Here is a 23,226-nt window from a genome sequence, read left to right on the forward strand (position 1 = left end):
CTAACAATACCATCACCAACCTTTCCCTTACTCACTTTCCCCTTGCTAACTTTACCCTCGCTATCTTTACCCTTGCTAACTTTCCCCTCGCTAGCTTTGCACCATAAAAAAAGCCGCTTAGTTTAACTAGGCGGCTTTGGAGGTTAGTCTCACATTATTTTGGGCGTGTCTCCAAAATACTGCGAATACGTTACCAAGGAACTTTTTGTTTATTACGCTTAGATTGACTCTAAGGCAATTTTAACCATTTCATTGAAGGTGCTTTGACGCTCTTCACTTGGGGTTGCTTCACCGGTGATCACGTGGTCACTCACGGTAAATAATGCCATGGCCTTTGCACCATATTCAGCAGCAACGCCGTATAAACCGGCTGTTTCCATATCTACCGCTAACATGCCTAGTTTATCAAGTTCTTGATAAAAGCTGTTATCGGCTTGATAAAAGGTATCTGTGGTAAATACGTTACCCACTTTCGCTTTAATACCTAGCTCTTTTGCTGCATTAACGCCGTTTAATAGTAAATCAAAATCAGCAATTGCTGAGAAATCATAACCACGTACACGTGCACGGTTTACATTTGAATCTGTGCTTGCGCCTTGTGCAAAAATAACGTCACGAATTTTAATGTCGCTACCAATACCGCCACAGGTGCCGATACGAATTAGATTTTTAACGCCGTAGCTGACGATTAATTCGCGTGCATAAATCGACATTGATGGAATGCCCATACCAGAACCCATAATGCTTACTGGTTTACCTTTATAAGTGCCAGTAAAACCATACATGTTACGAACGCCGGTTACTTTTACAGCATCATCAAGAAAATTTTCAGCAATGTATTGCGCACGTAATGGATCACCCGGCATTAATACCGTTTGTGCAAAATCGCCATTATTTGCGTCAATATGTGGAGTACTCATTATTCGTTTCCTTTTACTTTTAGCGCGTTAAGCTTATCAATAAAGCCATCGCCATATTCAAGTGCAGGTAAGTTAAACCACTGGGCAAGTGTTTGACCTATATCTGCAAAACTAGCACGTTCACCAAGCGGGGTATTTTCAAGCCCTACCTGATAAGCAAGTACAGGCACATATTCGCGGGTGTGCTCACTGCCCGGGAATGTTGGATCACAACCGTGATCCGCCGTAATAATTAGTACGTCGTCGGCTTTAAGCTGCTTAAGTATCGTTGGTAAGTAATCGTCCAACTGTTTAAGCGCTTTTGCATACCCAACAGGGTCGCGGCGATGACCAAATTTTTCATCAAAATCAACTAAATTAGTAAATATCAAACTGTGATCTGGCGCTGATGCCATTACCTCAGTGGTTTTTGCTAACAAGTTTTGTAAGCCTGGGGCTTTGTGTTTTTGGGTAATACCTTGATGCGCATAGATGTCAGATATCTTCCCTATGCTAATCACTTCACCACCGTCATCTGCTAGTTTGTCTAGCAATGTTGGCGCTGGCGGTAACACTGAATAATCTCGACGATTGCCCGTTCTGGCAAAGTCTTGATTATTGGAACCCAAAAATGGCCGCGCAATCACTCGTCCTATGTTCATTTCATCAAGCAGCGCCCGTGTGATTTCGCAGACCTGATAAAGTTTTTCTAGACCGAAAGTTTGTTCATGCGCGGCTATTTGAAACACGCTATCAGCTGAGGTGTAACAGATTGGTTTACCTGTTTTTATGTGCTCTTCACCTAGCTGTTCTAAAATCGTAGTACCCGAGGCATGGCAGTTGCCTAAAATCCCTGGGATACCGGTACGAGCAATCAGCTCGTCAATTAACTGTTGTGGAAAACTCGGTTGTGTTTTAGGGAAATATCCCCAATCGAATAACACAGGTACACCTGCCATTTCCCAATGACCTGATGGAGTATCCTTGCCGCTAGAAAGCTCTTTTGCGTAACCCCAAGCAGCAATCGGTGTTTGACGGTCGCTAACAAGGCACGGTTCATTGCCTGCAGCTTCACATGCATCAACTAAACCTAATAACGATAGGTTAGGTAGTGATAGCCGTTCGCCGGTTTCTTCAAAGTATGCTTTAAGCAAATGTGCAAAAGTGTTTGCGCCCAAGTCGCCAAACTTGTCAGCGTCTGGTGCTGCACCTATGCCTAGGCTATCTGCCATTAATATAATTGCTCTTGCCATACTCACCTCGATTATCCAATGTAGCTACTTTATATTTTTGTGCTTTTTAACGTACAGGACATAAGTCCTGTTTCATAAAACCTAAACATTATAAATTTCACACCTTAAAGCGAAGCAAGAGAGATTATTCGTGTCTTTTTTGCTATTGTGATCTACCAACAATGTATCCTTCTGTGTGGATGAGAACTTTAGTGACACGAACAATAATAGCCATTGCTGGCGCTTCTGCGTCTGGCAAATCTCTTTTTAGCCAAACAATTTATAATGAATTGGTGAATGAGCTTGAACCAGGCGCCATCGCCGTGATTGAAGAAGATGCGTACTATAAAGACCAATCGCATTTGCCGTTTGATCATCGTACGCAAACGAATTACGACCATCCTGATGCGTTTGAACATGAGTTAATGTGTAAACATTTAACACAGTTACGTGATGGCGAAGCGGTAGAAGTACCTACCTATGATTATGCGCAGCATACTCGCAGTGACAAAACACGCACTGTGATGCCAGCAGAAATTCTCATAGTTGAAGGGATTTTATTGCTTAGTGATAAAGCGCTACGTAAAGAATTTGATATCAAAGTGTTTATTGATACACCGCTTGATATTTGCCTGATGCGCCGTATGCAACGTGATATGGAGCAACGAGGCAGAACATTACAGTCCGTTGTTGAACAATATCAAGCTACTGTGAGACCGATGTTTTATCAGTTTATTGAGCCTTCAAAGCACAAGGCTGATTTAGTGGTTACACGTGGTGGTATGAATCGTGTTGCGATTGATATAATTAAAAGTAAAATAAAATATTTACTGCAAAAATAACAACGGGAATAAGCAAAGATGACAACATTTATGAGCTTAGTCGGCATGTGTATGCTGCTAGGCATTGCATTTGCGGCTTCGACAAATCGCAAAGCAATTAGTTTTAGAACTGTCGGTATCGCTTTTGCCCTGCAATTTATAATTGGTGGTTTTGTCCTGTTTTCAGACGCAGGTAAAAATGCATTAGTTGGCATGTCAAAAGCCGTATCATCAGTGATCGGGTTTGCTAATGATGGGATCAGCTTTTTATTTGGACCGTTAGCAAATCAGGATACGTTAGGGTTTATTTTTGCTATTCAGGTATTGCCAGTTATTGTGTTTTTCTCAGCATTAGTTGCTGTGTTATATCACTTAGGCATTATGGATTGGATAATTAGAATATTAGGCGGTGGTTTACAAAAACTGTTGAAAACCTCACGCACGGAGTCGCTTTCAGCAACCGCAAACATTTTTGTTGGTCAAACTGAAGCGCCACTGATTGTTAAGCCGTTCATTGCAACGATGACTAAGTCAGAGTTATTTGCAGTAATGGTAGGTGGCTTAGCAACGGTAGCGGGCTCAGTAATGGCCGGTTACGTGATTATTGGTGTAGAGCTTAAATATTTAATTGCAGCCAGCTTTATGGCAGCGCCGGGTGGTTTCTTAATGGCCAAGATGATTGTGCCAGAGACCGAAACACCAAAAGATACTTTAGCTGATTTAGAGCTTGACGAAGACAAGCCTGTTAACGTAATTGATGCAGCAGCATCGGGTGCAGCAAACGGTATGCATTTAGCCTTGAATGTAGGCGCAATGTTACTGGCATTTGTAGCTTTAATTGCGCTGTTAAACGGTTTATTAGGTGGTATTGGTGGTTGGTTTGATTATCCAACCCTAACACTACAAGAAATTTTAGGTTATATATTTGCGCCGGTTGCCTGGTTACTAGGTGTACCGTGGAATGAAGCAATTATAGCTGGTAGCTTTATTGGTCAAAAATTAGTAGTAAACGAGTTTGTTGCTTATTTAGACTTTATGAATTATCGCGATACGTTAAGTGCGCACACACAAGCGATTGTCACATTCGCGTTATGTGGGTTTGCTAACTTATCATCGATAGCCATTTTACTAGGTGGATTAGGCGGTATGGCGCCTAGTCGGCGAAAGGATATCGCACGCTTAGGGCTCAGAGCAGTGTTAGCAGGATCTATGGCTAACCTCATGAGCGCCGCAATTGCAGGTTTTTTCCTCTCGCTAGCTTAGAAACTTTGAGATGAGCCTTGGTTGCAAAACAATAGGATAAGCCTTTAAGGGGTTAAAGACTTATCTTACTTGAACGATACTTCACAAAGGGCCTTTATGGCCCTTTTATCGTTTTTAATTCACTGTTTACTTTCATAATACTTTTCCTAGTTATTGCTATACTCAAAGTTCTATCGTCAAAAAGAGAAAATAAATGCGGCTATTTATTAATCTGCTACTTCTTTGTATCAGTGTCCATAGTACTGCAAATCAAAACTTAATGGTTGTGACCGAGTTGTCACCGCCGAATCAAGTTTTGCTGAATAATCAGGTAACTGGTTATAGTACTGAGTTAGTAAATATGATTATTTTAGAGGCTAAGCTCAATGCCCCAATCAACATGTACCCTTGGGCACGTGCTTATAAAATGGCGGTTAATAATAGCAACACCTTAATTTACAGTATGGCACGCACAACGGATCGCGAGACACTATTCCATTGGATAGGGCCAGTAGCACAGTTTGAAATGGGCTTTGTAAAACTCTCTGAGCGCAGTGATATTAACTTTGATAATACAGAGCAAGCTAAGCAATATAAAATTGCCGTACAGCGCCATGACCTTGCATCGCAAGTATTAGTAAAACGTGGTTTCGAAGTATTGCTGACCACTGATATTCAAAAGTCATATCAGTTACTACTAGCAAGAAAAGTTGATCTGGTAGTCGACGATGCTAATTATCTAGCTTCAATGAGTGAGCAGCTAGCGATCAATGCTAACGCACTGACGTTCGTACATGCCATAGAAGGACTGGCAGTTGCTGGTTACTTAGCTGCAAATATCAATACTGATGAAGATATTATAAAAGCACTGCAGCAGGCTTTTTTAAAGGTTAAAAGTACTGAAAAATACCGTCAATTAATAACGGCTCATTAACTAGCTATTGTACATAACGATGCCGATAAGCGTCAAAGTTATCCACCGCTTTAAGTTTTTCTAACTGCTCATTGAAGCGTTCAACTATTTCAATAGGCATCTCTTTATTAAATACTACGTAGTTACCCTGTAATGTATTTACTGGTAGCTCAACTAGTTTGACGACTTCTTTACCACCATGACCAAATTGCTGCAGTTGGTAATCTAAGGCAAACTCTGAGCCGAGAATTAAATCGATTTTATTTTTAAAAAATAGGTTCATATATTCATAGTGATGAGCTACTTTTAATAAGTTTTTATCTTGTTGGAAACCAATACTCTCCACTAGCCCCTCATAAATATTGCCTCTAACGACACCTAAGGTGTATGCACTAACTTGAGTAATATCAGTTGGATTAATGTGTTTGTTGTCGCGAAGACGATAAAAAAATGTACGTGAAGAAACCAATGGGCCAACCCAGTAAAATAAATCTTCTCGCTCAGCACTGCGAGCGGTTGATACTAGCCCTGAGAGCTGATTTTTTTGCACTAAATCGTATGCCCTTGCCCAAGGCAACAGCTCAAATTTGCACTCCACTTGTGAAAGCTCACACAACGTACGCACAATATCTAAATTAATCCCTTGCAGCTGCCCTTTATTCGAAAAATTATAAGGGGGAAACTGTTCAGTAAAAATAGTAATTATTGGCTTTGCAGCGCAAGTAAAAGTGAATCCAAGGCTAAACACTAGGATAAGTAATCGGTAGATAATCTATCTCGTTACAGAATAATAATAATAGATAAAGAATAGGAGGGGGAGCAAGTTACGTCAATTTTAAAACACAAAAAAGCAAGCCTAAGCTTGCTTTTATTATTCTACCTAAAAGGTAAAATTATACAGCAGTGATGTTCTCTGCTTGTGGACCTTTTTGACCTTGTGAAAGAGTGAACTCTACACGTTGGCCTTCAGCTAAAGTTTTGAAACCTTCGCTTTTGATTGCTGAGAAATGTGCGAAAACGTCTGGGCCATTTTCTTGCTCGATGAAACCAAAACCTTTAGACTCGTTGAACCACTTAACTGTACCTGATACGATGTTTGACATTGTAATATCCTGATATAAAAATAAAATAATTGCTCTAGTGAGCGATGTAGCAAAAAATGAGATGGTACTTTAAAAACTTCAGGACGGTACTACAAGTATTACTTATACAACATCGAAATGGAGATTTATAGCTTTCATGCTTTCTTTCTAGCTGCAGCAAACTATACAGGGTTAATAAGTTATGTCAACCCCCTTTCGAGTCTTTATTTACCTTAGCCAATACTTAAGGCGCGTTGAGTAATTTTTTCTATCACGGATGAGTGTTACTTTTTTTGTTACAGTTGATTGCTCAGCATCATTTTTTGCAATCTATCACATATTTGAAAACTCACTGAAAAAATTGCGTAAAAGTAAAAATATATTCCATTCTTAGTGAGATTTCACCACTTATCGCAGCTAATAATCGCCTTATCTCAATAGGTGAGATCATTAGTAGTTATCTGCAGTATGCTTGGGCCATTGAGCACATAGTGATGTTTGCCCCATTTAATTGCGCTTTGCTGCTATTTTTTGTGCACTTCAACTTTTATGACAGCAGGCACCTGCTGATTTACAAAGCGCTTACTGCGCTTATATCGGCACAATTTAATTTTTAAAAATGATAAGAGAAAAATAATGAAACACTTATTAGCAACCGCGATCAGTTCAGCGTTATTATTAACAGCCTGTTCTGAGCCCCAAACAACAGCAAACAACATTAAAGCCGAACAAACGGCTACAGCTGATCAAGTACAGCAAGCTAATCCACTGTTAGTGAAAAGCGTTTTACAATACGAAACGCCAGATTTCAATGCGATTAAAGACGAACACTTTATGCCGGCTTTTAATCAAGGTATGGCTGAGCAAATGGCTGAAGTACAAACGATTATCAATAATCCTGCTAAGCCTGATTTTGCTAATACAATTGTTGCGCTTGAAGAAAGTGGGGAATTATTAACCCGTACCCGTAGCATTTTCTATAACCTAGCAGGCAGTGACTCAAACCCAACGCGTCGTGAGATACAAAAAGAGCTAGCGCCAAAAATGGCAGCACACAGCGACAACATTTTCTTAAATAAAGCATTATTTGAAAAAGTAGCAACATTACACGCAGAGTCAGACACTCTGGCTTTAACAGCTGAAGAAACTCGCTTACTCGACGTTTACTACAAACGCTTTATTAGAGCGGGCGCGAAATTAAACGCAGAACAAAAACAACAAATTCGTGATATCAATACCAAGCACTCAAGCTTAACCACTCAGTTTTCACAAAACTTACTAGCATTGACTAACAGCAATGTTGTTATCGTTGACGATAAAGCGCTGCTTGATGGTTTATCAGCAGGCCAAATAGAGCAACTTGCCAATGCTGCAACACAAGCGGGTCACTCAGGTAAATATCTGATAAAAATCACTAACACAACGCGCCAACCAATTTTAGCAGCGCTTAAAAACCGTGAACTACGTGAAAAAGTATGGCGTGCATCATCAGAGCGTGCGCTATCGGGTGAAAATAGTAACCGCGAAATCGTGGCTGAACTAGCTCAGCTACGTGCTCAAAAAGCAAAACTACTTGGTTACGACAGTTGGGCTGCGTTTGGATTAGAATCACAAATGGCGAAGAAACCAGAAGCAGTATTTGATATGTTTGCCAGCATGATCCCTGCGTTGATGCAAAACGTTAATGCTGAAGCTGCTGCGATCCAAGCGAAAATCGATGAGTCTGGCGATCAATTTAAGCTACAGCCTTGGGATTGGCTATTCTACGCAGAGCAAGTACGTAAAGATAAGTACAACTTAGACGAAAATGCAGTAAAAGAATACTTTGAGTTTAATCGTGTATTAGAAGACGGCGTATTCTTTACCATGAACCGCTTATATGGCATTACTTTCAAACCACGCACTGATATTCCGGTTTATCACCCAGATGTAAAAGCATATGAGCTATTTGATGCTGATGGTAAGAGCCTTGCGATTTTCTTTGCTGATTACTTTGCGCGTGAAGGCAAACGTGGTGGCGCATGGATGAGCTCGTTTGTAAAACAATCTGGCTTAAAAGAACAAAAGCCTGTGGTTGTGAATGTAATGAACATTCAAAAAGGCGCCAAAGGTGAACCAACGCTAATCAGCTATGACGAAACAACAACTATCTTCCACGAATTGGGTCACGGCCTACATGGTATGTTCTCGAACGTGAAATACCCAACTTTATCGGGTACTTCAGTATCTCGTGACTTCGTTGAGTTCCCATCAACGTTTGAAGAAGATTGGGCTATGTATCCTGAAGTTATCGCAAACTATGCAAAACACCACGAAACAGGTGAGCCAATTCCTGATGAGTTACTGACTAAAGTAATTCAATCACGTAGCTTCAACCAAGGCTATGACACCCTTGAGTACGTTGCAGCGGCACTTTTAGATATGGAATGGCACTCATTGCCTGCTGATGCCCCGTTACAAGATATTGAGAAATTTGAGCAACAAGCACTAACTAAGCACGGTGTAAATGTGCCATTTGTGCCACCGCGTTATAAGTCTGCGTTCTTCTCACACTCAATGGGTGGCGGTTACTCAGCGGGCTACTACGCATACATGTGGAGTGAAATTTTAGCGGCCGATGCATTTGCTTACGTTCAAGAGCAAGGCGGTTTAACCCGTAAAATGGGCGATAAATACCGTAAAGAGATCTTAGAAGTTGGTAACTCACGTGACCTAATGGAGTCGTTCAAAGCGTTCCGCGGTCAAGAGCCTGACACCTCAGCGTTATTAAAACGCCGTGGTTTAAAAGCAACCGTTCAGTAAAAACAAGCTACGGAGGGGAAAGTTAGAAACTAGCTATTTCCTGCTTAACGATCAAGGCGCGAAACTAATTTCGCGCCTGTAACTAGCAATGGCTATATACCGCCTCATTATGAGTGTATAAATTAGTAGGCTGAATAGATGTACTTAGTTCAGCTCACTAACTTTACTGTTTTTAACTCGCTAGCCCCTCACTGCACCACAAAATCAAAATAAGTATTTGGATAGGCTTGTGGCTGATAGGTAAAGTGCCACCACTCCATTGCGTAAGGCGAAAATCCAGCGGCCAGCATGATATTTTTTAACTTATATCTGTTTGCTTGTTGGTCTTGAGTAATACGCGGATCATCGGTATTTGAGATGGTATCGAACATATCAAACAATGAGCCCATATTTAATGCTTTGCCTTGACTATCAGTCAAAGTTAAATCAATTGTTGAACCACGGCTGTGGCCTGATTTAGCTGCGATATAATCACCGAGTAACTGATCTTTTCCTAAATTAGGGTAATACGCTGCTTTGGTTTTTGTGTCAGTTGCGTCGTTAACCCAACGCACAAAGTGGTCAACGGCTCGTTGTGGTCGATAACAATCATAAATTTTAAAATTATAACCTGCTTGCTCCGCCTGAGAATGTGCTTTTACCAGCGCTGCAGCTGCCGTTTTATGCAATAAGCATTTAGGCGCGTTATAACCTTCGATTGGTTTACCAACAAAGTTTTGCCCACTAAAATAGCGAATATCAAATAATGCGGTCGGTATTAACGTTGCAACATCAACAAACTCACTACGATAGCTTTGAGCTGGGTCGGAATATGTAGCGTTAGCGTCATGGGCAATTGCTGCACTGCTTAAAGCATACACTCCAAGCAGTGACATTAGTTTAAAACTGATATTTAACAACATTGTAGTAGCTTATAACATTAAAAACAGGCTATTAATATTGCATAGTTAAAAGCCATTGCCAATAAATTATTCCTGCTCGACAAGTTCAGATTGGATAAACTGAGAATCAATAATACACCGATTACGACCCGTTTTTTTCGCTTTGTATAAAGCCTGATCCGCTTGTTTGAGTATCTCTTCAACACTCAATTGCATCAGTGGCCAGCCAGAAATACCTATTGATATGTTGATACTTCCTACTGGTTCGATGATTGTTTCTGATACACGCATACGTAATCGTTCCGCAAGTTGATAAGCTGATTTGGCGTTAATATTTGGTAATATAACAATAAACTCTTCTCCCCCCGTACGTGCAACAAAATCATTTTCACGGGTTACATCAACAATAATTGTAGCCAACGATTGCAAAACAATATCACCAATATCATGGCCAAACTCATCATTAACACGCTTAAAAAAATCAATATCGATAGCAAGCACAGTGAAAGGCGTTTGCTGTAAAGTTAATTGATCTAACATGAGCTCCAGGCTACGTCGGTTATGTAAGCCCGTAAGTGGATCTGTTTGTGCTTCATGCTGTAATAGACCAATCTGGTTTTGTAATAAGCCGACTCCTTTTAGCATAGCTAAACGCAGTTCAGAGCTTTCATAATACCAAGACCGCACTTGCTTTAACTGTTGCGAAGTTGACGGGTTATCAAGTGTTTTAGCCGTTTCTGCAAGTTGCCTTAACGGCTTTGAAATTAACCGAGCTAGCACCCAAATAAATATAAAGGTTGCCAACCCTACTGGCAGGGTTCGATATAAAACATTCATCATTAAATCGTCTAATGGCGCAAATGTAGCGTCTAATGGTCGTTGTGTGACAATGCCCCAAGAGGCACTTTTTAATGGTGCATAACCTGCCAGCATGACAATGTTTTGACTATTAATTAACTGCCTAGTGCCGCTTTCACCTCTTAGCACCGCTTCGATCACTGGATTGCCAAAAACTTGTTCACCGATCCGAGCAACATCAGGGTGATAAAGTAAGCGCCTATTCTTATCAACAACATAGATATATGAGCCGTCTTTATGAAAATGTACTTGCAGTAAGTCGTGTAAAATCCCTTTTTGTTTTAGATATAATGTCCCTCCTATGTAGCCAAGGTATTCACCTTGAGAGTTAAATATCGGATGCGAAATAACTATCACGAGGTTCCCTACCGCAGAAATATAAGGCTCACTGATCATTGGCTTTTTATTCGCTAGTGCTTGTTTTGCACCATCACTTTCTAAAAGTTGACCTTTTAGCTTTAGACTCAATGGTGAATGGGCTAATACCACACCATTTTTGTCAACGACAACCGTTGAGTTAAAGCTATCAGTTTGCAACCTAAGTCGCTGCGCCTCTTGCGCAAGAGTGTTTGCATCATTAAATTGGATTGCAAGAATTTTTGCTGAATAAGCGAGTTGCTGCTGAGCAGCCAGTAGAAACCGGTCAGTGGCAGAGACAAGTTTAGCGGCATACGCATTATGGTTTTTTAAGGTTTGCGATTGTAGCTGCTGTTTTTGTACTTGGTAGCTGGAATAAAAGCCATTTAGAAAGGTGATCACAGTCACTGAAATAGCTAAAAATAAGATTAACTTTTTTAAATCAAGATTGATATTAACACGGCCTAGCAAAATACTTACTTCTCTATGCTGGCCTTGTATTTCCTTGGCAATTATACTAACGATAAATGATAGCAAATAGCTCCCATACGATCCAGCTAAAAGCTCGTAAAGTACTTATTTCTGTTGTTCCCAACGGCTAATAATTTATCTCTATGCAATTTTTAGACCGCGCTCAGCTTGGCTCTCGCGACATAAAAATTTTAAATTCAAATACTTGTAATATTATTTGAATTTTCACTACATGCCAGTTGAACTTATGCAACAACTTGTTGCTGAGCTTGCGCTAAGCGATTGCTGTTTCCCCATAGAAAAATCAATTTATCTGTTTGCGCTTTTAACAAAATAAGCGAAGAAAATTTACCTTGCTCAAAATGAATAAATTATTACAATTAAAAGACAAATAACAAATAAAAGAACATTATGGTTAAACATCACTGCCAGAATATATTGTCACAATTACCCAGTCATCGTTTGCTCGCCTTAGATGTACTGCGAGGGCTCACTATCACTGCGATGATTCTAGTAAATAACCCAGGGAATTGGTTATATATGTACTGGCCGCTTAAACATGCTGATTGGCATGGCCTAACACCCACTGATTTAATTTTCCCATTTTTTATTTTTATTGTTGGGATGTCGATCACACTATCGGTTAATGCCATGCAGGCAAAAGGAATTACGAAACAAAGTATACTCAGATCTGGTGTAGTGCGTACGGTAAAGCTAGTTGCATTAGGTTGGTTTTTAGCCCTGTTCTACTATAATTTTCGCGATCCTAATTTCAGCTGGCTAGATGAACGTTTAGCAGGTATTAGGATCATGGGCGTTTTACAACGCATCGGTCTAGTTTATCTGATTGCCTTAGCTTGTTACCTTTATATAAAACCAAAGTATATTGCGCTTACCTTTGTTAGCTTACTCATCGGGTACGGCGCATTAATGATATATACGCCCTATTCATTGCCTAACGGTGAAATCGTTAAAGGGCTGTGGCTGCATGGTAATAACCTCAGCGCTTGGCTTGATAATTTACTGCTCGGTGCAAATCATGTTTACTATGCTACAGCAAAACCTTTAGCATTTGATCCAGAAGGAATACTCTCAACCTTACCTGCAATTGCAACGGCATTATCAGGAATATTGTGCGGATACTATATAAGCACTGAAAAAAACCTTGGCAAACAAGTCAGAATATTTACCCTAGTGGCTATTACAAGCATTGTTTGCGGGTGCTTACTTTCACTTTTAATACCAATAAACAAAGCACTATGGACACCAAGCTATGTAATAATCAGCTCAGGACTAGCGATGTTATGCTATGCACTGTGTAGCTATATTCTCGATATTCGTAAAGTTCGCTTGTGGAGTGCGCCGTTTTTAGTGTTTGGCGCTAACGCTATTTTGTTCTTTATGTTTGCTGGCATCGTAGCGCGAATTTTAATTATGATCCCAGTGGCTGATACAAGTTTAAAAAGTGCTATATTTAATCAAGTATTACAACCGCTATTTGGTAATTATTTAGGCTCTTTTAGCTATTCGTTGCTATTTTTACTCGCCTCTTATCTAGTGATGTATGCGTGCTATAAACGCGGGATTTTTTGGAAAGTATAATGTCTAAGCCTCATCAAGAGGCTGCTTGACTCACTTTATCTAATAAATACAGCACAGATTGGTAGTTAATACCACTGTGCTGAGTTAAGCCAATTTCACAACTGCGGCTATTAGAAATACCGCTACTGCAATTTTGAGGCACTTGGTTACGCAGCGTTTTTAATGCATTAGCATTTAGCTCTGGCAAGTTAAAGCCCTTATCGCCGGCAAAGCCACAACATTCAATATCAGCCGGAATAATTACTTCGTTACTGCATGCTTTAGCTACGGCAACAAGTTGTTGTTCACTGCCACGGCGCTTGCTACTACAGGTAACATGTAACATAACCGGCTCTGGTTGGGCTGTGATGGTCAGCTTAGGCAATAAATATTGATAAGCAAACTCAGCGCTTTCGAGTACTGTTAAACCGCGCTGTTGCGCTGCTTCATTGCTTGTTAATGCACATGGACTGGCGTCAAAAATAATCGGGTAACGACCATTTTCAGACACCTGCTGCGCGATATCGAGTAACTGCTCAGCTTTACTTTTTGCCTGTTCAGGTAAGCCTTTACTGGCAAAGGGCATGCCACAACATAGCTCATTAATTTGCATCGGCAGTAACAGTTCAATTCCCGCTTTAGTCGCGAGGCTATGCATAACTTGCATAATTGAGCGGCGATCATCCGCTTGCTCATCGGCTGCAAACACCCTGCTGGCACAACTGGGAAGATAAACCACTTTATCAGGCTGTTGTGCGTGTACTATGCTGTGATTAATTGGCTGCTCCCCCCTTGGCCACGCTGAATAATAAAGTGGGGTGCCAATCAGCTTATTAGTAGGTTTGGTTAAAGTACGCAGTGCCTGTGCACCAATGATGTTTCGCACCATCGCCATACTGGTTAAACCAAAGCGTGCTGTATTTGCTAATACCGCAAAATGTTTGACCGCAAAACTGGCTATGCGCGGCGCCACTTTTGCATTGAGTTGCTTTTTTGCCCTCAGGGATTTTATAAATTCACCGGTGTTAATACCGACGGGGCATTTCATGCCACACAGCCCGGTTGCTGCACAGCTATCAATACCTAAATATTGAAAATCTTTTTCGATACTGCTGAGCTGACGATTAATGTGCTGTTTTTCGCTAATATCACCGGTGTTACTAAGTTGATTAACCAATTCAGCGCGACGTCGCCACAGCGTAATACGTTGGCGCGGCGTTAAGGTGAGTCCTTTTGATGGGCATACGGTTTCGCAAAAACCACACTCAATACATTTGTCGATTATATCGTCGCTGCTAGGCATGGTTTTTAAATGTTGAATATGGCAGTTTTCATCGGTATTGATGATCACTCCTGGGTTTAAAATGTGGTCTTTATCAAACAATTGTTTAATACGTTGCATCACAGCAAAGCCATCAGTGCCCCATTCAGTTGCCACAAACGGCGCCATATTTCGCCCAGTACCATGCTCAGCTTTTAATGAGCCATTAAGTTCAACCGCCACCAGTTGCGACACGTCCCGCATAAATTGCTCATAACGCGCTACTTGCGCTGGTGTATCGAACGCTTGGGTAAATACAAAATGCAAATTACCCGCTAAGGCATGGCCAAAAATAATCGCTTCATCGTAACTGTATTTATCAAATAATTGATGCAGAGCTTTAACACCCTGAGCTAATACATCCAGCTCAAAAGCCACGTCTTCAATGATCACAGTGGTGCCATTTTCGCGCACTGCACCGACTGCCGGGAACGTACCTTTACGAATATTCCATAATGATGCATTGCGCTTAGCATCTGTTGAAAACGCCATAATCGCTAATTGATGGGCGCTAAAATGTGCGACAAGCTGATCCACTTGTTGTTGTAAATTAACTAATTTTGTTGCGTCTTCTGCACGTACTTCGATTAACAATGCTGCACTATCTGCTGGGTAGTTATGAACATCTTTAGGCATGATGTCATGATGCGCGACGCACAGGAGCGAGCGCTTATCCAATAACTCAACCGCCGCTACATCAAGCATTGCTAGCTGCTTTACTAATTCACAGACTTGGCTTATATCATCAAAAATAATAAACGCTGAGCTTTTATGAGCATGATCAATCACCGTGTGGTAAGTAATATCAGCAATAAACCCCAGCGTACCTTCAGAGCCAATCATTAAATGCTTAATGATCTCAATCGGATCAGTGTAATCAATTAGCGCGTTTAAACCATAACCCGTGGTATTTTTTAAGCGGTATTTATGAGCGATACGCTGTGCCAACTCAGGATTATTTGTAACCTGCTGGGCAAGCGCAGTGATATCGTTAATAAACGGTTGATGGCTATGTAAAAATTCAGAACGGCTTTGCTCACTGCGTGTATCAAGCACTGTACCGTCAGCGAAGATTAAGGTCATGTCCTTTATTGTATGGTAACTATTTTGTGCCACGCCACAGCACATACCTGATGAATTGTTGGCTGCCATGCCAGCGATTTTACAACTATTGATTGAAGCGGGATCAGGGCCAATTTTACGGCCAAAAGGCGCAAGTACGGCATTGGCACGAGCACCAATAATCGCTGGCTCTAACCGAATAGCAGCACCGTTATCTTCAATTTGATAGCCAGACCAGCAATCACTAAGCAGCACTAATACAGAATCTGTAATTGCTTGGCCTGATAGGCTAGTACCGGCGGCACGAAAAGTAATGGCAACTTTATATGTTGCAGCGGCACTGATGACCTGTTGCGCTTGTTGCTGATCAGCAACCAGTACTATTAATTGCGGCACTAAACGATAAAAGCTGGCATCAGTGCCAAAAGCATAGCGCCTAGGGTAATCTTCAATAAACGCCGAGGCAGGCAGCTTATCACTGAGTTGTTGTTGAAATAGTGTCAGTGCTGTTGCCATTATTTGCCCCTTTGCGTTCTGTTAATTTACTCGCTTGGCGACCCACCAAGCATTATGGAATATATTATTACTTGAAATAAGAGCGAATTACCATTAATAAAAGCTTGTCTAATATTATTTTTTTTCATCTAAATAACTATTAAATCTTAATATTTATGTAATGGTCAGGCAAGCATGTGATTCGTCGGTGGTTTTTGCAGTTCTGCAAAAAAACCGTTAATGTGATAAAAATATGTTGTATTTTAATCCAAAATGGCATTACCATCAGGAATAAAATATTCATAAATAAAATAAGCAATTCAGCTTTGGAGCCTACTGTGTTAAATAAGTTTGCCATATCATCAATTCTCTTTGGACTAGGGTGTTTATTACCAATGAAATCGACCTTTGCAGCGACCAATTTAACCCTTGAGCAACAGCTTGGCCAAAAGCTGATGCTCGATTTTCGTTATTATTGTGAGCAAGACAGCGAGAACACACCTGAGCAAAAGTGCCGTAATGCAGTCACTGAATTACCTGCAGATTTAGCCAAGGTGATCACTAAACATAATATTGGTGGGGTGATCTTATTTGCTGAAAATATCGATAATATTGCGCAAATCGTTAAATTAAATAATGCTATGCAACAAGCTGCGGCAAAGTCGAGCTTAGGCGCACCTTTATTTATTTCAATTGACCAAGAAGGCGGACGTGTTGCACGTATTCCTCGTGATATTGCCACTTCATTTACTGGTAATATGTCGATTGGCGCAAGTTATGCGGTTCACGGCACCAAGTTTGCTACACAATCTGCACAGGTGATTGCTGATGAATTAAAAGCCATTGGTGTGAATGTTAACTATGCACCAACTGTTGATGTAAACATGAACCCTGATAACCCGGTTATTAATGTGCGCTCATACGGTGAAGATCCAACACTTGTGAGTATTTTAGGTGGCGCACAAGTTGCTGGCTTTGAAGGTAATGGCGTAATTACCTCACTGAAACACTTTCCAGGCCATGGTGATACAAACGTTGATAGCCACACCGGCTTGCCAAAAGTAATGCACGATAAAGAAACTATCTGGGAAAAAGATTTACCTCCGTTTCAAACTATTATTAAAAAGCAAAACCCTGGCATGATCATGACTGCGCATATTCAGTACCCAGCACTGGATAGCAGCACATTTGTTAGTAAAGATGGCAAAACCATGATCAAACCTGCGACGATGTCGCATAAAATCATCAGCGAATTATTACGCGATGAAATGGGCTATCAAGGTGTAGTGATCACCGATGCGCTAGATATGGCTGGTATTAGCCACTTTTTCGAACCAATTGAAGCCGTTGTAAATACTTTTGCTGCCGGGGTTGATATTGCTTTGATGCCAATTGAAATTCGTAGTCCAAAAGATTTAGTCGTATTAGATAAACTGATCAGCCGCTTAGTGAGCGAAGTTAAAAAAGGTAATTTACAAGCCGACGAAGTCGCTATCTCTGCTCAACGCATCATCAATTTAAAAAGTAAATTTAAACTGACCACAGAGCTTGACGAATCGTTAGCAATGCAAAAAGCACAACTTATTCTCGGTGATGATAATCATCGCAAAGTCGAAGCTGAGCTGGCTCTTGCCGCCATTACCCAAGTTAAAAATGACCAGCACACTTTACCGATTAAACTGACGAAAAATAGTAAAGTACATATCATCATGCCTGATACCCGCAAGTGTTTGGCGCTACAACAGGCAATTGCAGAAAATACTCAGCAACCACTTGCATTTAGCTGCACCAGTTTACAAGGCTTTGAGCCCACAGCGACGTTAAAAGCAATCAATGAAGCGGATATCATCATTGCAGGCAATGCATCACCAAACCAAAGCGCGGTAGAAATTGGCGGCATGGATGACCTTGCTGATAACCCTGCATTTGCAATTGCAAAATCGGCGCAAGGTCCGGCACTTGAAAAACTGCTTCAGCAAGCGCAACAAGCTGATAAGAAAACCGTTTTTGTTAGTTTACGAGCACCATACGATATTGCCACATTTGGCCAATATGCGGATGCAATTTTAGCAACTTATGCGTATAACATAGATGTAGATAATGATGTTAAAGTAGCAGGGCCAGCTTTTACTGCTCTTGCAAAAGTACTAGTTGGTAAAAAGCCAGCGCAAGGTACTTTGCCTGTTACCGTCAGTGGCATTAACAACAACTAAAAGTTTACGAGGATACTATGCAACATAACGCATCACTTACTACGCCTTACGCTATTCGTAATATGATCAGGAATGAAGATTATACCGGTAGTACATCGGGCTTTGTTCCCGGCTTTGTACAGGCTAATTTAGTGATTTTGCCCCAGCGCTATGCGTTTGATTTTTTACAATTTTGCCAAGCAAACAAAAAAGCGTGCCCAATTGTAGCAAGTAGCCGCACGCCTGGAGCTACCAGCATTCCAAATGTTGCTCATGATTTAGATATTAGGACTGACATACCTCGCTATCGTATTTTTAAAAATGGCCAATTGATTGAAGAAGTAACGAATATCAAAGAGCAATGGCGCGACGACTTGGTCACTTTTTTAATTGGTTGCTCGTTTTCATTTGAAGAGTCGTTAAAGTTGGCGGGCCTAGAAATACGTAATATTACGGAAAATAAAAATGTACCTATGTACATGACTAATATTCCTTGCGAAAGCGCCGGTATATTTCATGCTAACATGGTCGTTAGTATGCGACCGATGAAGCCCGCCGATGCAATTCGGGCAATCCAAATATGTAGTCGCTTTCCAGATGTGCATGGAGCGCCAGTTCACTTTGGGGATCCAGCTGCAATAGGTATTAAAGATATTAATCGCCCTAACTTTGGTGAATCTGTCACCATTAAAGACGGTGAAGTACCGGTATTTTGGGCCTGTGGTGTCACGCCGCAAGTAGCCATAGCTAATGCTGCGCCTGATTTTTGCATTACACATAGTCCAGGTCATATGCTGATCACCGACATTCAAAACGCCCATATCTCGGCTTTTTAAACGGGAATAATGATGAAGCTCAATTGTGATTTAGGGGAAAGCTTTGGTGCATGGCAAATGGGCCTTGATGAAGAGGTAATGCCGCATATTGATATGGCTAATATTGCTTGTGGTTTTCATGGCGGTGATAGTGATGTTCTAGCACGCACCCTGATGCTTGCTAAACAACATAATGTCATTATAGGCGCGCACCCCAGCTATCCTGATAAACAGGGCTTTGGGCGTCGCTCCATGGCATTAACACCACAAGAGCTAAGCAATTGCCTGCATTATCAAATAGCCGCAATTGAAGGCATGGCAAAAGTTCAAGGCCTCACTTTAGAGTATGTGAAGCCACATGGCGCGTTATATAACGATATGATGGCCGATAAAACAATTTTGACCACTGTGATGCAAGCTGTTGCCAGTTACCCGAGCCCTTTAAAACTAATGCTTCTCGCCACTGCGAAAGCAGCGCAACATCAACAACTTGCTCAAAAATATCACCTTGAATTAATTTTAGAAGCATTTGCTGACCGCCAATATACCGATGACGGTCAATTAGTATCACGGAAAATTGCTGGTAGTGTGCATGATAAACCTGCGCTAATAGCGCAAGTTAAACAGTTACTCGCCACCGGCTGCGTAACCACACAATCGGGCAAACAACTGCCTTTACACGCCGACAGTTTATGTGTGCATGGCGATAACGCTGCAGGCATTGCCCTTATTCAAGAGATCAAAGCGTTATGCCACACTCGTTAAGTGATGAACAATTAAGTCAAGCAATCGAAACCATGATGGTAGAACAAAACCTACGTGGTATGCAAAATCTCTATGCCTATCAACAGACAGGTACTTATCTGCGCGCTGCAAAGTCGTTATTTGATGCCAAAAGTACGGTACTCATTGGTACCGGTTTTGCCGTCAAGCAAACCTTTGAAACCGATGGCCCTGTTGGCGCCATTGCTTTATACAATGCTTTAATTACGCTGGGTAAAAATCCTATTTTAGTCTGTGGAAACCCCCTTTACAGTGCACTGAAAAATGAATTTAACTGTTTTGAATTGCCACTGAATAATTTTACTGATGCAATGGCTTTTAGCAAAGCTGCGCTGGCTGAGTTAAAACCAGATTGCGTATTGTCTATCGAGCGCCCCGGGCTGTGTCACGGCAATAAATATTACAATATGCGTGGTATTGATATTTCGGCTGATTGTGGTTGTTTTGATTTTTTTGTCAGCCAAGCCTCCTGCCCAACTGTAGCTATTGGTGATGGCGGTAACGAAATAGGGATGGGCAATTTATCACAATATATGACCGAGCTGAGCATTATGCCGTGCCTTACTTGCTGCGATGAACTGCTGTTAGCGGATGTATCAAACTGGGCAGCTTACGGCATTATTGCGTTTTTAAGCCGCTGGCATAGCCAAGACTTACTCGCAGAAGTCGATACTTTAGCAATCCTGCAATATTTGAGTGAACGTGGCAGTGTAGATGGCGTTACTCACAAAAACGAATTAACCGAAGATGGCTTACATGCTATGCATGGCCAACAACTCATCGCAAGACTACGTCAGCTTAGCGGTGTTGCCAATCAGAATGAGGATTTATAATGAGTACGGTGTATTTAAACGGCGACTATATGAACGCAGAGCACGCAAAAATATCGCCAATGGACAGAGGCTTTTTATTTGGCGATGGTATTTACGAAGTGATCCCTGCCTATAATGGCAACATGCTTGGCTTTGCAGCGCATATTGAACGCATGAAAAATGGTTTAAATGAACTGGAAATTGTACTCGATTATACAGCAGATACATGGCGTGAAATCTGCCAGCAGCTGTGTGAGAAAAATCACGGCGAAAACCTTGGTATTTATTTGCACGTTAGCCGTGGCGCTGATACTAAGCGTGCTCATGCCTACCCGAGTGGTATTACGCCAACGGTATTTGCCTACGCCTTTGAAATTCCAGCACAACCCGTTAGTGATATCGACAACGCCACGACTTATACTGTATCCGTTGAGCAAGATAAGCGCTGGCAGCGTTGCCACATCAAGTCAACCGCATTACTCGGCAACGTGATTCATTACCAGCATGGTGCGGCGGCTGGCAATAAAGAAACCATTTTATACAATCGCTTAGATGAGCTTACCGAAGCAAGCTCAAGTAATGTGTTTATTGTTAAAGATGGTGTGATCAGCACACCCCCATTGGATAACCAAATTTTACCGGGCATCACTCGCTGGTTAATTTTAACGATATTACACAGCCACAGTGACTTTAAAGTTCAAGAACGTATTATTACTAAGCAGGAACTATTTGCAGCCGATGAAGTGTGGATCACCAGTGCCACAAAAGAAGTTGGCCCAGTGGTAAAACTCAACGGTCAACTGGTCGCTGATGGCAAACCAGGGAAAATATGGCAACAAGTACAGAGCTTATTTACTGAACATAAATTTGATTATTAATAGCGCTAAGCGGTAATTATAAAAGCCGTGTTTGTTATGTAAACACGGCTTTTAAAATCCAATTAAATTTTCGCTTACTTAGGCTGATACGGCCAAACTTCTAGTACTCCATCACTGCTTTCGCTGACAATTGTTTTATTTTCTTTATCATACGCTACAGCTAAAACTGAGCCACGAATGCGCTGTTGTGTCGCTTTATACTCAGCCAATAATGTACCATCTTTTACACGCCATAATTGTATCGTGCTTTTCGGTGAGCCGGTTAAAAACCATTTATCATCATTTACAAACCGCGAGTGGTTAAACTCTATAAAATTAGTAAATATATTTAGCTCAGCTTTTTTAATACCGGTGTTTAAATCAAGAAATATACGATCATCAACAGAATCTATCGCAAAACCTAAACTTGCATTTTCGTTTATACTGACATGATTAACACGAGTCGCTAATTTGAACTCTTTTAAAATAGTGCCATCTTTCGTTGACCATAAATAACTAAACTTATCGCTTGAACCGCTTAATGCTGTTTTTCCATCGGCAGATAGTGCTACAGAATTAATATCAAGGCGATGAACTTGAAATAGCGTATTTTGCTTCGTTAGAGAGTTGATCACATCAGCTTCACCGCTACGATAGCCTACCACTATTAACTGACCGTTTGCTGATATTGCAATATCACGAGCAATGTTTTTCCCTGTTGACCAACTACCCAGTAGTTGACCATTTGCAACTGAAAATAAATGTACTGACATGCGGTTAGAAATATAAAACTTAGTTTTATCATCACTAAAGCCAAGCAGTTCAATATGTTTTGCATCATCACCGGAAATGCAACTAAACAAGGTTTTGCTTATCTTATTATCCCATACACATACCTTACCTTGCTCTGAGACAACACTTAGCTGGCCATCATTAGATAACGCCGCTGACTCAACAATTTCTTGCGTATGACGAAATTGTGATGTTGATGGAGCTTCAAAAACTGATTCTCCTGAGCAGCCAACCAGTGCCGATAAAATCCCTATTAAAACGAGTGTTAAAATACAAAAGCGCACACGTGTTCTCACTTATATTATTGTTATTAAAAGGTAATTAAAGATCTTACAAGCTATAAAGTAAAGTCTATACTCTCATTTCATCGCCATTTTAGTCATCTGTTTTAAGCACTTAGCCCGCTACTTTGTCGTTGAACTGATGATTGGACCAATATGCGTTATTTTTAGCACTTTAATGCCACACAAGCCTAAAATTGTGTGCTTTAACTGCTTTGTCATGCAGCCTCCTTGAAAATAACGATAATAAACGGGGGTATCAAGCGTTAGTATAACCTCTGCGGTAAGTACTTTAAGAAGTTTTTCAGGAATGCTTTTATTAGGTTGATATTGAAAGGCAAAGCCATTAACGCAGGCCAATCTAAGTCATGTCTAGTGACTTTTAGCTGTTTTAATTGAGTTAAACTTAACACTAATAATTGTGCACGTTTTATAAGCGAAACAAATTCCACATCAGCGTTATCATAAATACGGTAACAACCTTGACGTTCTATGTTTGTCAGTAGACCTATACTTTCATAATGCCTAATTGCTTTAATTGACACGCCTGAACGCTTGCCATTTCACGTAGACCGGCTGCGCCCTTATCAGTAGCGCCAAGCTCAATCGCTTTGTTATCCCTGAAAATTTCCGGCTGGGGAGTAAAATAATATTAATGCTAAAATAAATATGTTAGT

At 40.9% G+C, this 23,226-nt stretch carries 19 protein-coding genes; 10 read left to right on the top strand and 9 right to left on the bottom strand.

Features of this window, described 5'->3' with window-relative positions; genetic code table 11:
* Window positions 1–218 precede the first annotated feature (218 nt).
* Window positions 219–920 (bottom strand): purine-nucleoside phosphorylase, encoded by a 702-nt coding sequence (gene deoD / locus H5182_RS06330; protein ID WP_145238795.1) that lies wholly within the window; start codon window positions 918–920, stop codon window positions 219–221.
* Window positions 920–2,152, bottom strand: coding sequence for a phosphopentomutase (locus H5182_RS06335; RefSeq protein ID WP_145238798.1), 1,233 nt, complete (start codon window positions 2,150–2,152; stop codon window positions 920–922). The genes deoD and H5182_RS06335 overlap by 1 nt, the downstream gene beginning before the upstream one ends.
* 191 nt (window positions 2,153–2,343) lie before the next feature.
* Here H5182_RS06335 and udk point away from each other — a divergent pair, with 191 nt between their 5' ends.
* The 3 genes from udk to H5182_RS06350 all read left to right on the top strand — a co-directional run bounded on the left by udk (window position 2,344) and on the right by H5182_RS06350 (window position 5,128).
* Complete coding sequence (gene udk / locus H5182_RS06340) at window positions 2,344–2,973, top strand: uridine kinase (RefSeq protein ID WP_145238801.1); 630 nt, start codon at window positions 2,344–2,346, stop codon at window positions 2,971–2,973.
* A gap of 18 nt (window positions 2,974–2,991) precedes the next feature.
* Window positions 2,992–4,215, top strand: coding sequence for a NupC/NupG family nucleoside CNT transporter (locus tag H5182_RS06345; RefSeq protein WP_182731970.1), 1,224 nt, complete (start codon window positions 2,992–2,994; stop codon window positions 4,213–4,215).
* A gap of 193 nt (window positions 4,216–4,408) precedes the next feature.
* Window positions 4,409–5,128 (top strand): ABC transporter substrate-binding protein, encoded by a 720-nt coding sequence (locus H5182_RS06350; RefSeq protein WP_182731971.1) that lies wholly within the window; start codon window positions 4,409–4,411, stop codon window positions 5,126–5,128.
* 4 nt (window positions 5,129–5,132) lie between these two features.
* On the opposite strand, the gene H5182_RS06355 is transcribed toward H5182_RS06350, so the two are convergent.
* Together H5182_RS06355 and H5182_RS06360 are read right to left on the bottom strand one after the other, a co-directional pair.
* Window positions 5,133–5,855, bottom strand: coding sequence for an ABC transporter substrate-binding protein (locus H5182_RS06355; RefSeq protein WP_145238810.1), 723 nt, complete (start codon window positions 5,853–5,855; stop codon window positions 5,133–5,135).
* Between the two features lie 145 nt (window positions 5,856–6,000).
* Window positions 6,001–6,210: a cold-shock protein gene (locus tag H5182_RS06360; RefSeq protein ID WP_058559473.1), complete on the bottom strand. Its 210-nt coding sequence runs from the start codon at window positions 6,208–6,210 to the stop codon at window positions 6,001–6,003.
* Between the two features lie 615 nt (window positions 6,211–6,825).
* Here H5182_RS06360 and H5182_RS06365 point away from each other — a divergent pair.
* The gene (locus H5182_RS06365) at window positions 6,826–8,991 is read left to right on the top strand and encodes a M3 family metallopeptidase (protein ID WP_145238813.1); all 2,166 of its coding nucleotides are present in this window, start codon (window positions 6,826–6,828) and stop codon (window positions 8,989–8,991) included.
* 188 nt (window positions 8,992–9,179) lie between these two features.
* On the opposite strand, the gene H5182_RS06370 is transcribed toward H5182_RS06365, so the two are convergent.
* Together H5182_RS06370 and H5182_RS06375 are read right to left on the bottom strand one after the other, a co-directional pair.
* Window positions 9,180–9,893, bottom strand: a complete 714-nt coding sequence (locus H5182_RS06370; RefSeq protein WP_182757842.1) for a M15 family metallopeptidase — start codon at window positions 9,891–9,893, stop codon at window positions 9,180–9,182.
* Between the two features lie 66 nt (window positions 9,894–9,959).
* Complete coding sequence (locus tag H5182_RS06375; RefSeq protein WP_182759785.1) at window positions 9,960–11,558, bottom strand: sensor domain-containing diguanylate cyclase; 1,599 nt, start codon at window positions 11,556–11,558, stop codon at window positions 9,960–9,962.
* Between the two features lie 411 nt (window positions 11,559–11,969).
* On the opposite strand from H5182_RS06375, the gene H5182_RS06380 reads away from it, so the two are divergent.
* Complete coding sequence (locus tag H5182_RS06380) at window positions 11,970–13,160, top strand: acyltransferase family protein (protein ID WP_182759729.1); 1,191 nt, start codon at window positions 11,970–11,972, stop codon at window positions 13,158–13,160.
* A 13-nt stretch (window positions 13,161–13,173) separates the two neighbouring features.
* On the opposite strand, the gene H5182_RS06385 is transcribed toward H5182_RS06380, so the two are convergent.
* Entirely contained in the window at window positions 13,174–16,038 is a 2,865-nt protein-coding gene (locus tag H5182_RS06385; protein ID WP_182759730.1) for an FAD-binding and (Fe-S)-binding domain-containing protein, read from the bottom strand.
* 374 nt (window positions 16,039–16,412) lie between these two features.
* On the opposite strand from H5182_RS06385, the gene H5182_RS06390 reads away from it, so the two are divergent.
* Genes H5182_RS06390 through H5182_RS06410 form a run of 5 tightly spaced genes read left to right on the top strand, consistent with a single transcriptional unit; the run spans window position 16,413 to window position 21,497 of the window.
* The gene (locus H5182_RS06390) at window positions 16,413–18,230 is read left to right on the top strand and encodes a glycoside hydrolase family 3 protein (protein WP_182759731.1); all 1,818 of its coding nucleotides are present in this window, start codon (window positions 16,413–16,415) and stop codon (window positions 18,228–18,230) included.
* Between the two features lie 17 nt (window positions 18,231–18,247).
* On the top strand, window positions 18,248–19,045 hold the full coding sequence (locus tag H5182_RS06395) for a putative hydro-lyase (protein ID WP_149980357.1): 798 nt from the start codon (window positions 18,248–18,250) through the stop codon (window positions 19,043–19,045).
* Window positions 19,046–19,057: 12 nt separating this feature from the next.
* Complete coding sequence (locus tag H5182_RS06400) at window positions 19,058–19,789, top strand: 5-oxoprolinase subunit PxpA (protein ID WP_182759786.1); 732 nt, start codon at window positions 19,058–19,060, stop codon at window positions 19,787–19,789.
* Window positions 19,774–20,640, top strand: a complete 867-nt coding sequence (locus tag H5182_RS06405) for a glutamate cyclase domain-containing protein (RefSeq protein ID WP_149980356.1) — start codon at window positions 19,774–19,776, stop codon at window positions 20,638–20,640. Before H5182_RS06400 ends, H5182_RS06405 begins: the two co-directional genes overlap by 16 nt.
* On the top strand, window positions 20,640–21,497 hold the full coding sequence (locus tag H5182_RS06410) for an aminotransferase class IV (RefSeq protein ID WP_145238837.1): 858 nt from the start codon (window positions 20,640–20,642) through the stop codon (window positions 21,495–21,497). The genes H5182_RS06405 and H5182_RS06410 overlap by 1 nt, the downstream gene beginning before the upstream one ends.
* Window positions 21,498–21,571: 74 nt before the next feature.
* On the opposite strand, the gene H5182_RS06415 is transcribed toward H5182_RS06410, so the two are convergent.
* Both H5182_RS06415 and H5182_RS06425 read right to left on the bottom strand, forming a co-directional pair.
* Complete coding sequence (locus tag H5182_RS06415) at window positions 21,572–22,564, bottom strand: WD40 repeat domain-containing protein (RefSeq protein ID WP_182759732.1); 993 nt, start codon at window positions 22,562–22,564, stop codon at window positions 21,572–21,574.
* 251 nt (window positions 22,565–22,815) lie between these two features.
* Window positions 22,816–23,094, bottom strand: a complete 279-nt coding sequence (locus H5182_RS06425) for a MerR family transcriptional regulator (protein ID WP_182759734.1) — start codon at window positions 23,092–23,094, stop codon at window positions 22,816–22,818.
* Between the last annotated feature and the right edge of the window lie 132 nt (window positions 23,095–23,226).

The organism is Pseudoalteromonas sp. SG44-17, from assembly GCF_014164235.1.
In the GTDB taxonomy this organism is placed as follows: domain Bacteria; phylum Pseudomonadota; class Gammaproteobacteria; order Enterobacterales; family Alteromonadaceae; genus Pseudoalteromonas; species Pseudoalteromonas rhizosphaerae.

Excerpts from the sequence above, each read along its gene's own strand:
- deoD (WP_145238795.1), bottom strand. The coding sequence starts at position 920 with ATGAGTACTCCACATATTGACGCAAATAATGGCGATTTTGCACAAACG.
- H5182_RS06335 (WP_145238798.1), bottom strand. The coding sequence starts at position 2,152 with ATGGCAAGAGCAATTATATTAATGGCAGATAGCCTAGGCATAGGTGCA.
- H5182_RS06345 (WP_182731970.1), top strand. The coding sequence starts at position 2,992 with ATGACAACATTTATGAGCTTAGTCGGCATGTGTATGCTGCTAGGCATT.
- H5182_RS06350 (WP_182731971.1), top strand. The coding sequence starts at position 4,409 with ATGCGGCTATTTATTAATCTGCTACTTCTTTGTATCAGTGTCCATAGT.
- H5182_RS06360 (WP_058559473.1), bottom strand. The coding sequence starts at position 6,210 with ATGTCAAACATCGTATCAGGTACAGTTAAGTGGTTCAACGAGTCTAAA.
- H5182_RS06365 (WP_145238813.1), top strand. The coding sequence starts at position 6,826 with ATGAAACACTTATTAGCAACCGCGATCAGTTCAGCGTTATTATTAACA.
- H5182_RS06370 (WP_182757842.1), bottom strand. The coding sequence starts at position 9,893 with ATGTTGTTAAATATCAGTTTTAAACTAATGTCACTGCTTGGAGTGTAT.
- H5182_RS06380 (WP_182759729.1), top strand. The coding sequence starts at position 11,970 with ATGGTTAAACATCACTGCCAGAATATATTGTCACAATTACCCAGTCAT.
- H5182_RS06385 (WP_182759730.1), bottom strand. The coding sequence starts at position 16,038 with ATGGCAACAGCACTGACACTATTTCAACAACAACTCAGTGATAAGCTG.
- H5182_RS06390 (WP_182759731.1), top strand. The coding sequence starts at position 16,413 with ATGAAATCGACCTTTGCAGCGACCAATTTAACCCTTGAGCAACAGCTT.
- H5182_RS06395 (WP_149980357.1), top strand. The coding sequence starts at position 18,248 with ATGCAACATAACGCATCACTTACTACGCCTTACGCTATTCGTAATATG.
- H5182_RS06400 (WP_182759786.1), top strand. The coding sequence starts at position 19,058 with ATGAAGCTCAATTGTGATTTAGGGGAAAGCTTTGGTGCATGGCAAATG.
- H5182_RS06405 (WP_149980356.1), top strand. The coding sequence starts at position 19,774 with ATGCCACACTCGTTAAGTGATGAACAATTAAGTCAAGCAATCGAAACC.
- H5182_RS06410 (WP_145238837.1), top strand. The coding sequence starts at position 20,640 with ATGAGTACGGTGTATTTAAACGGCGACTATATGAACGCAGAGCACGCA.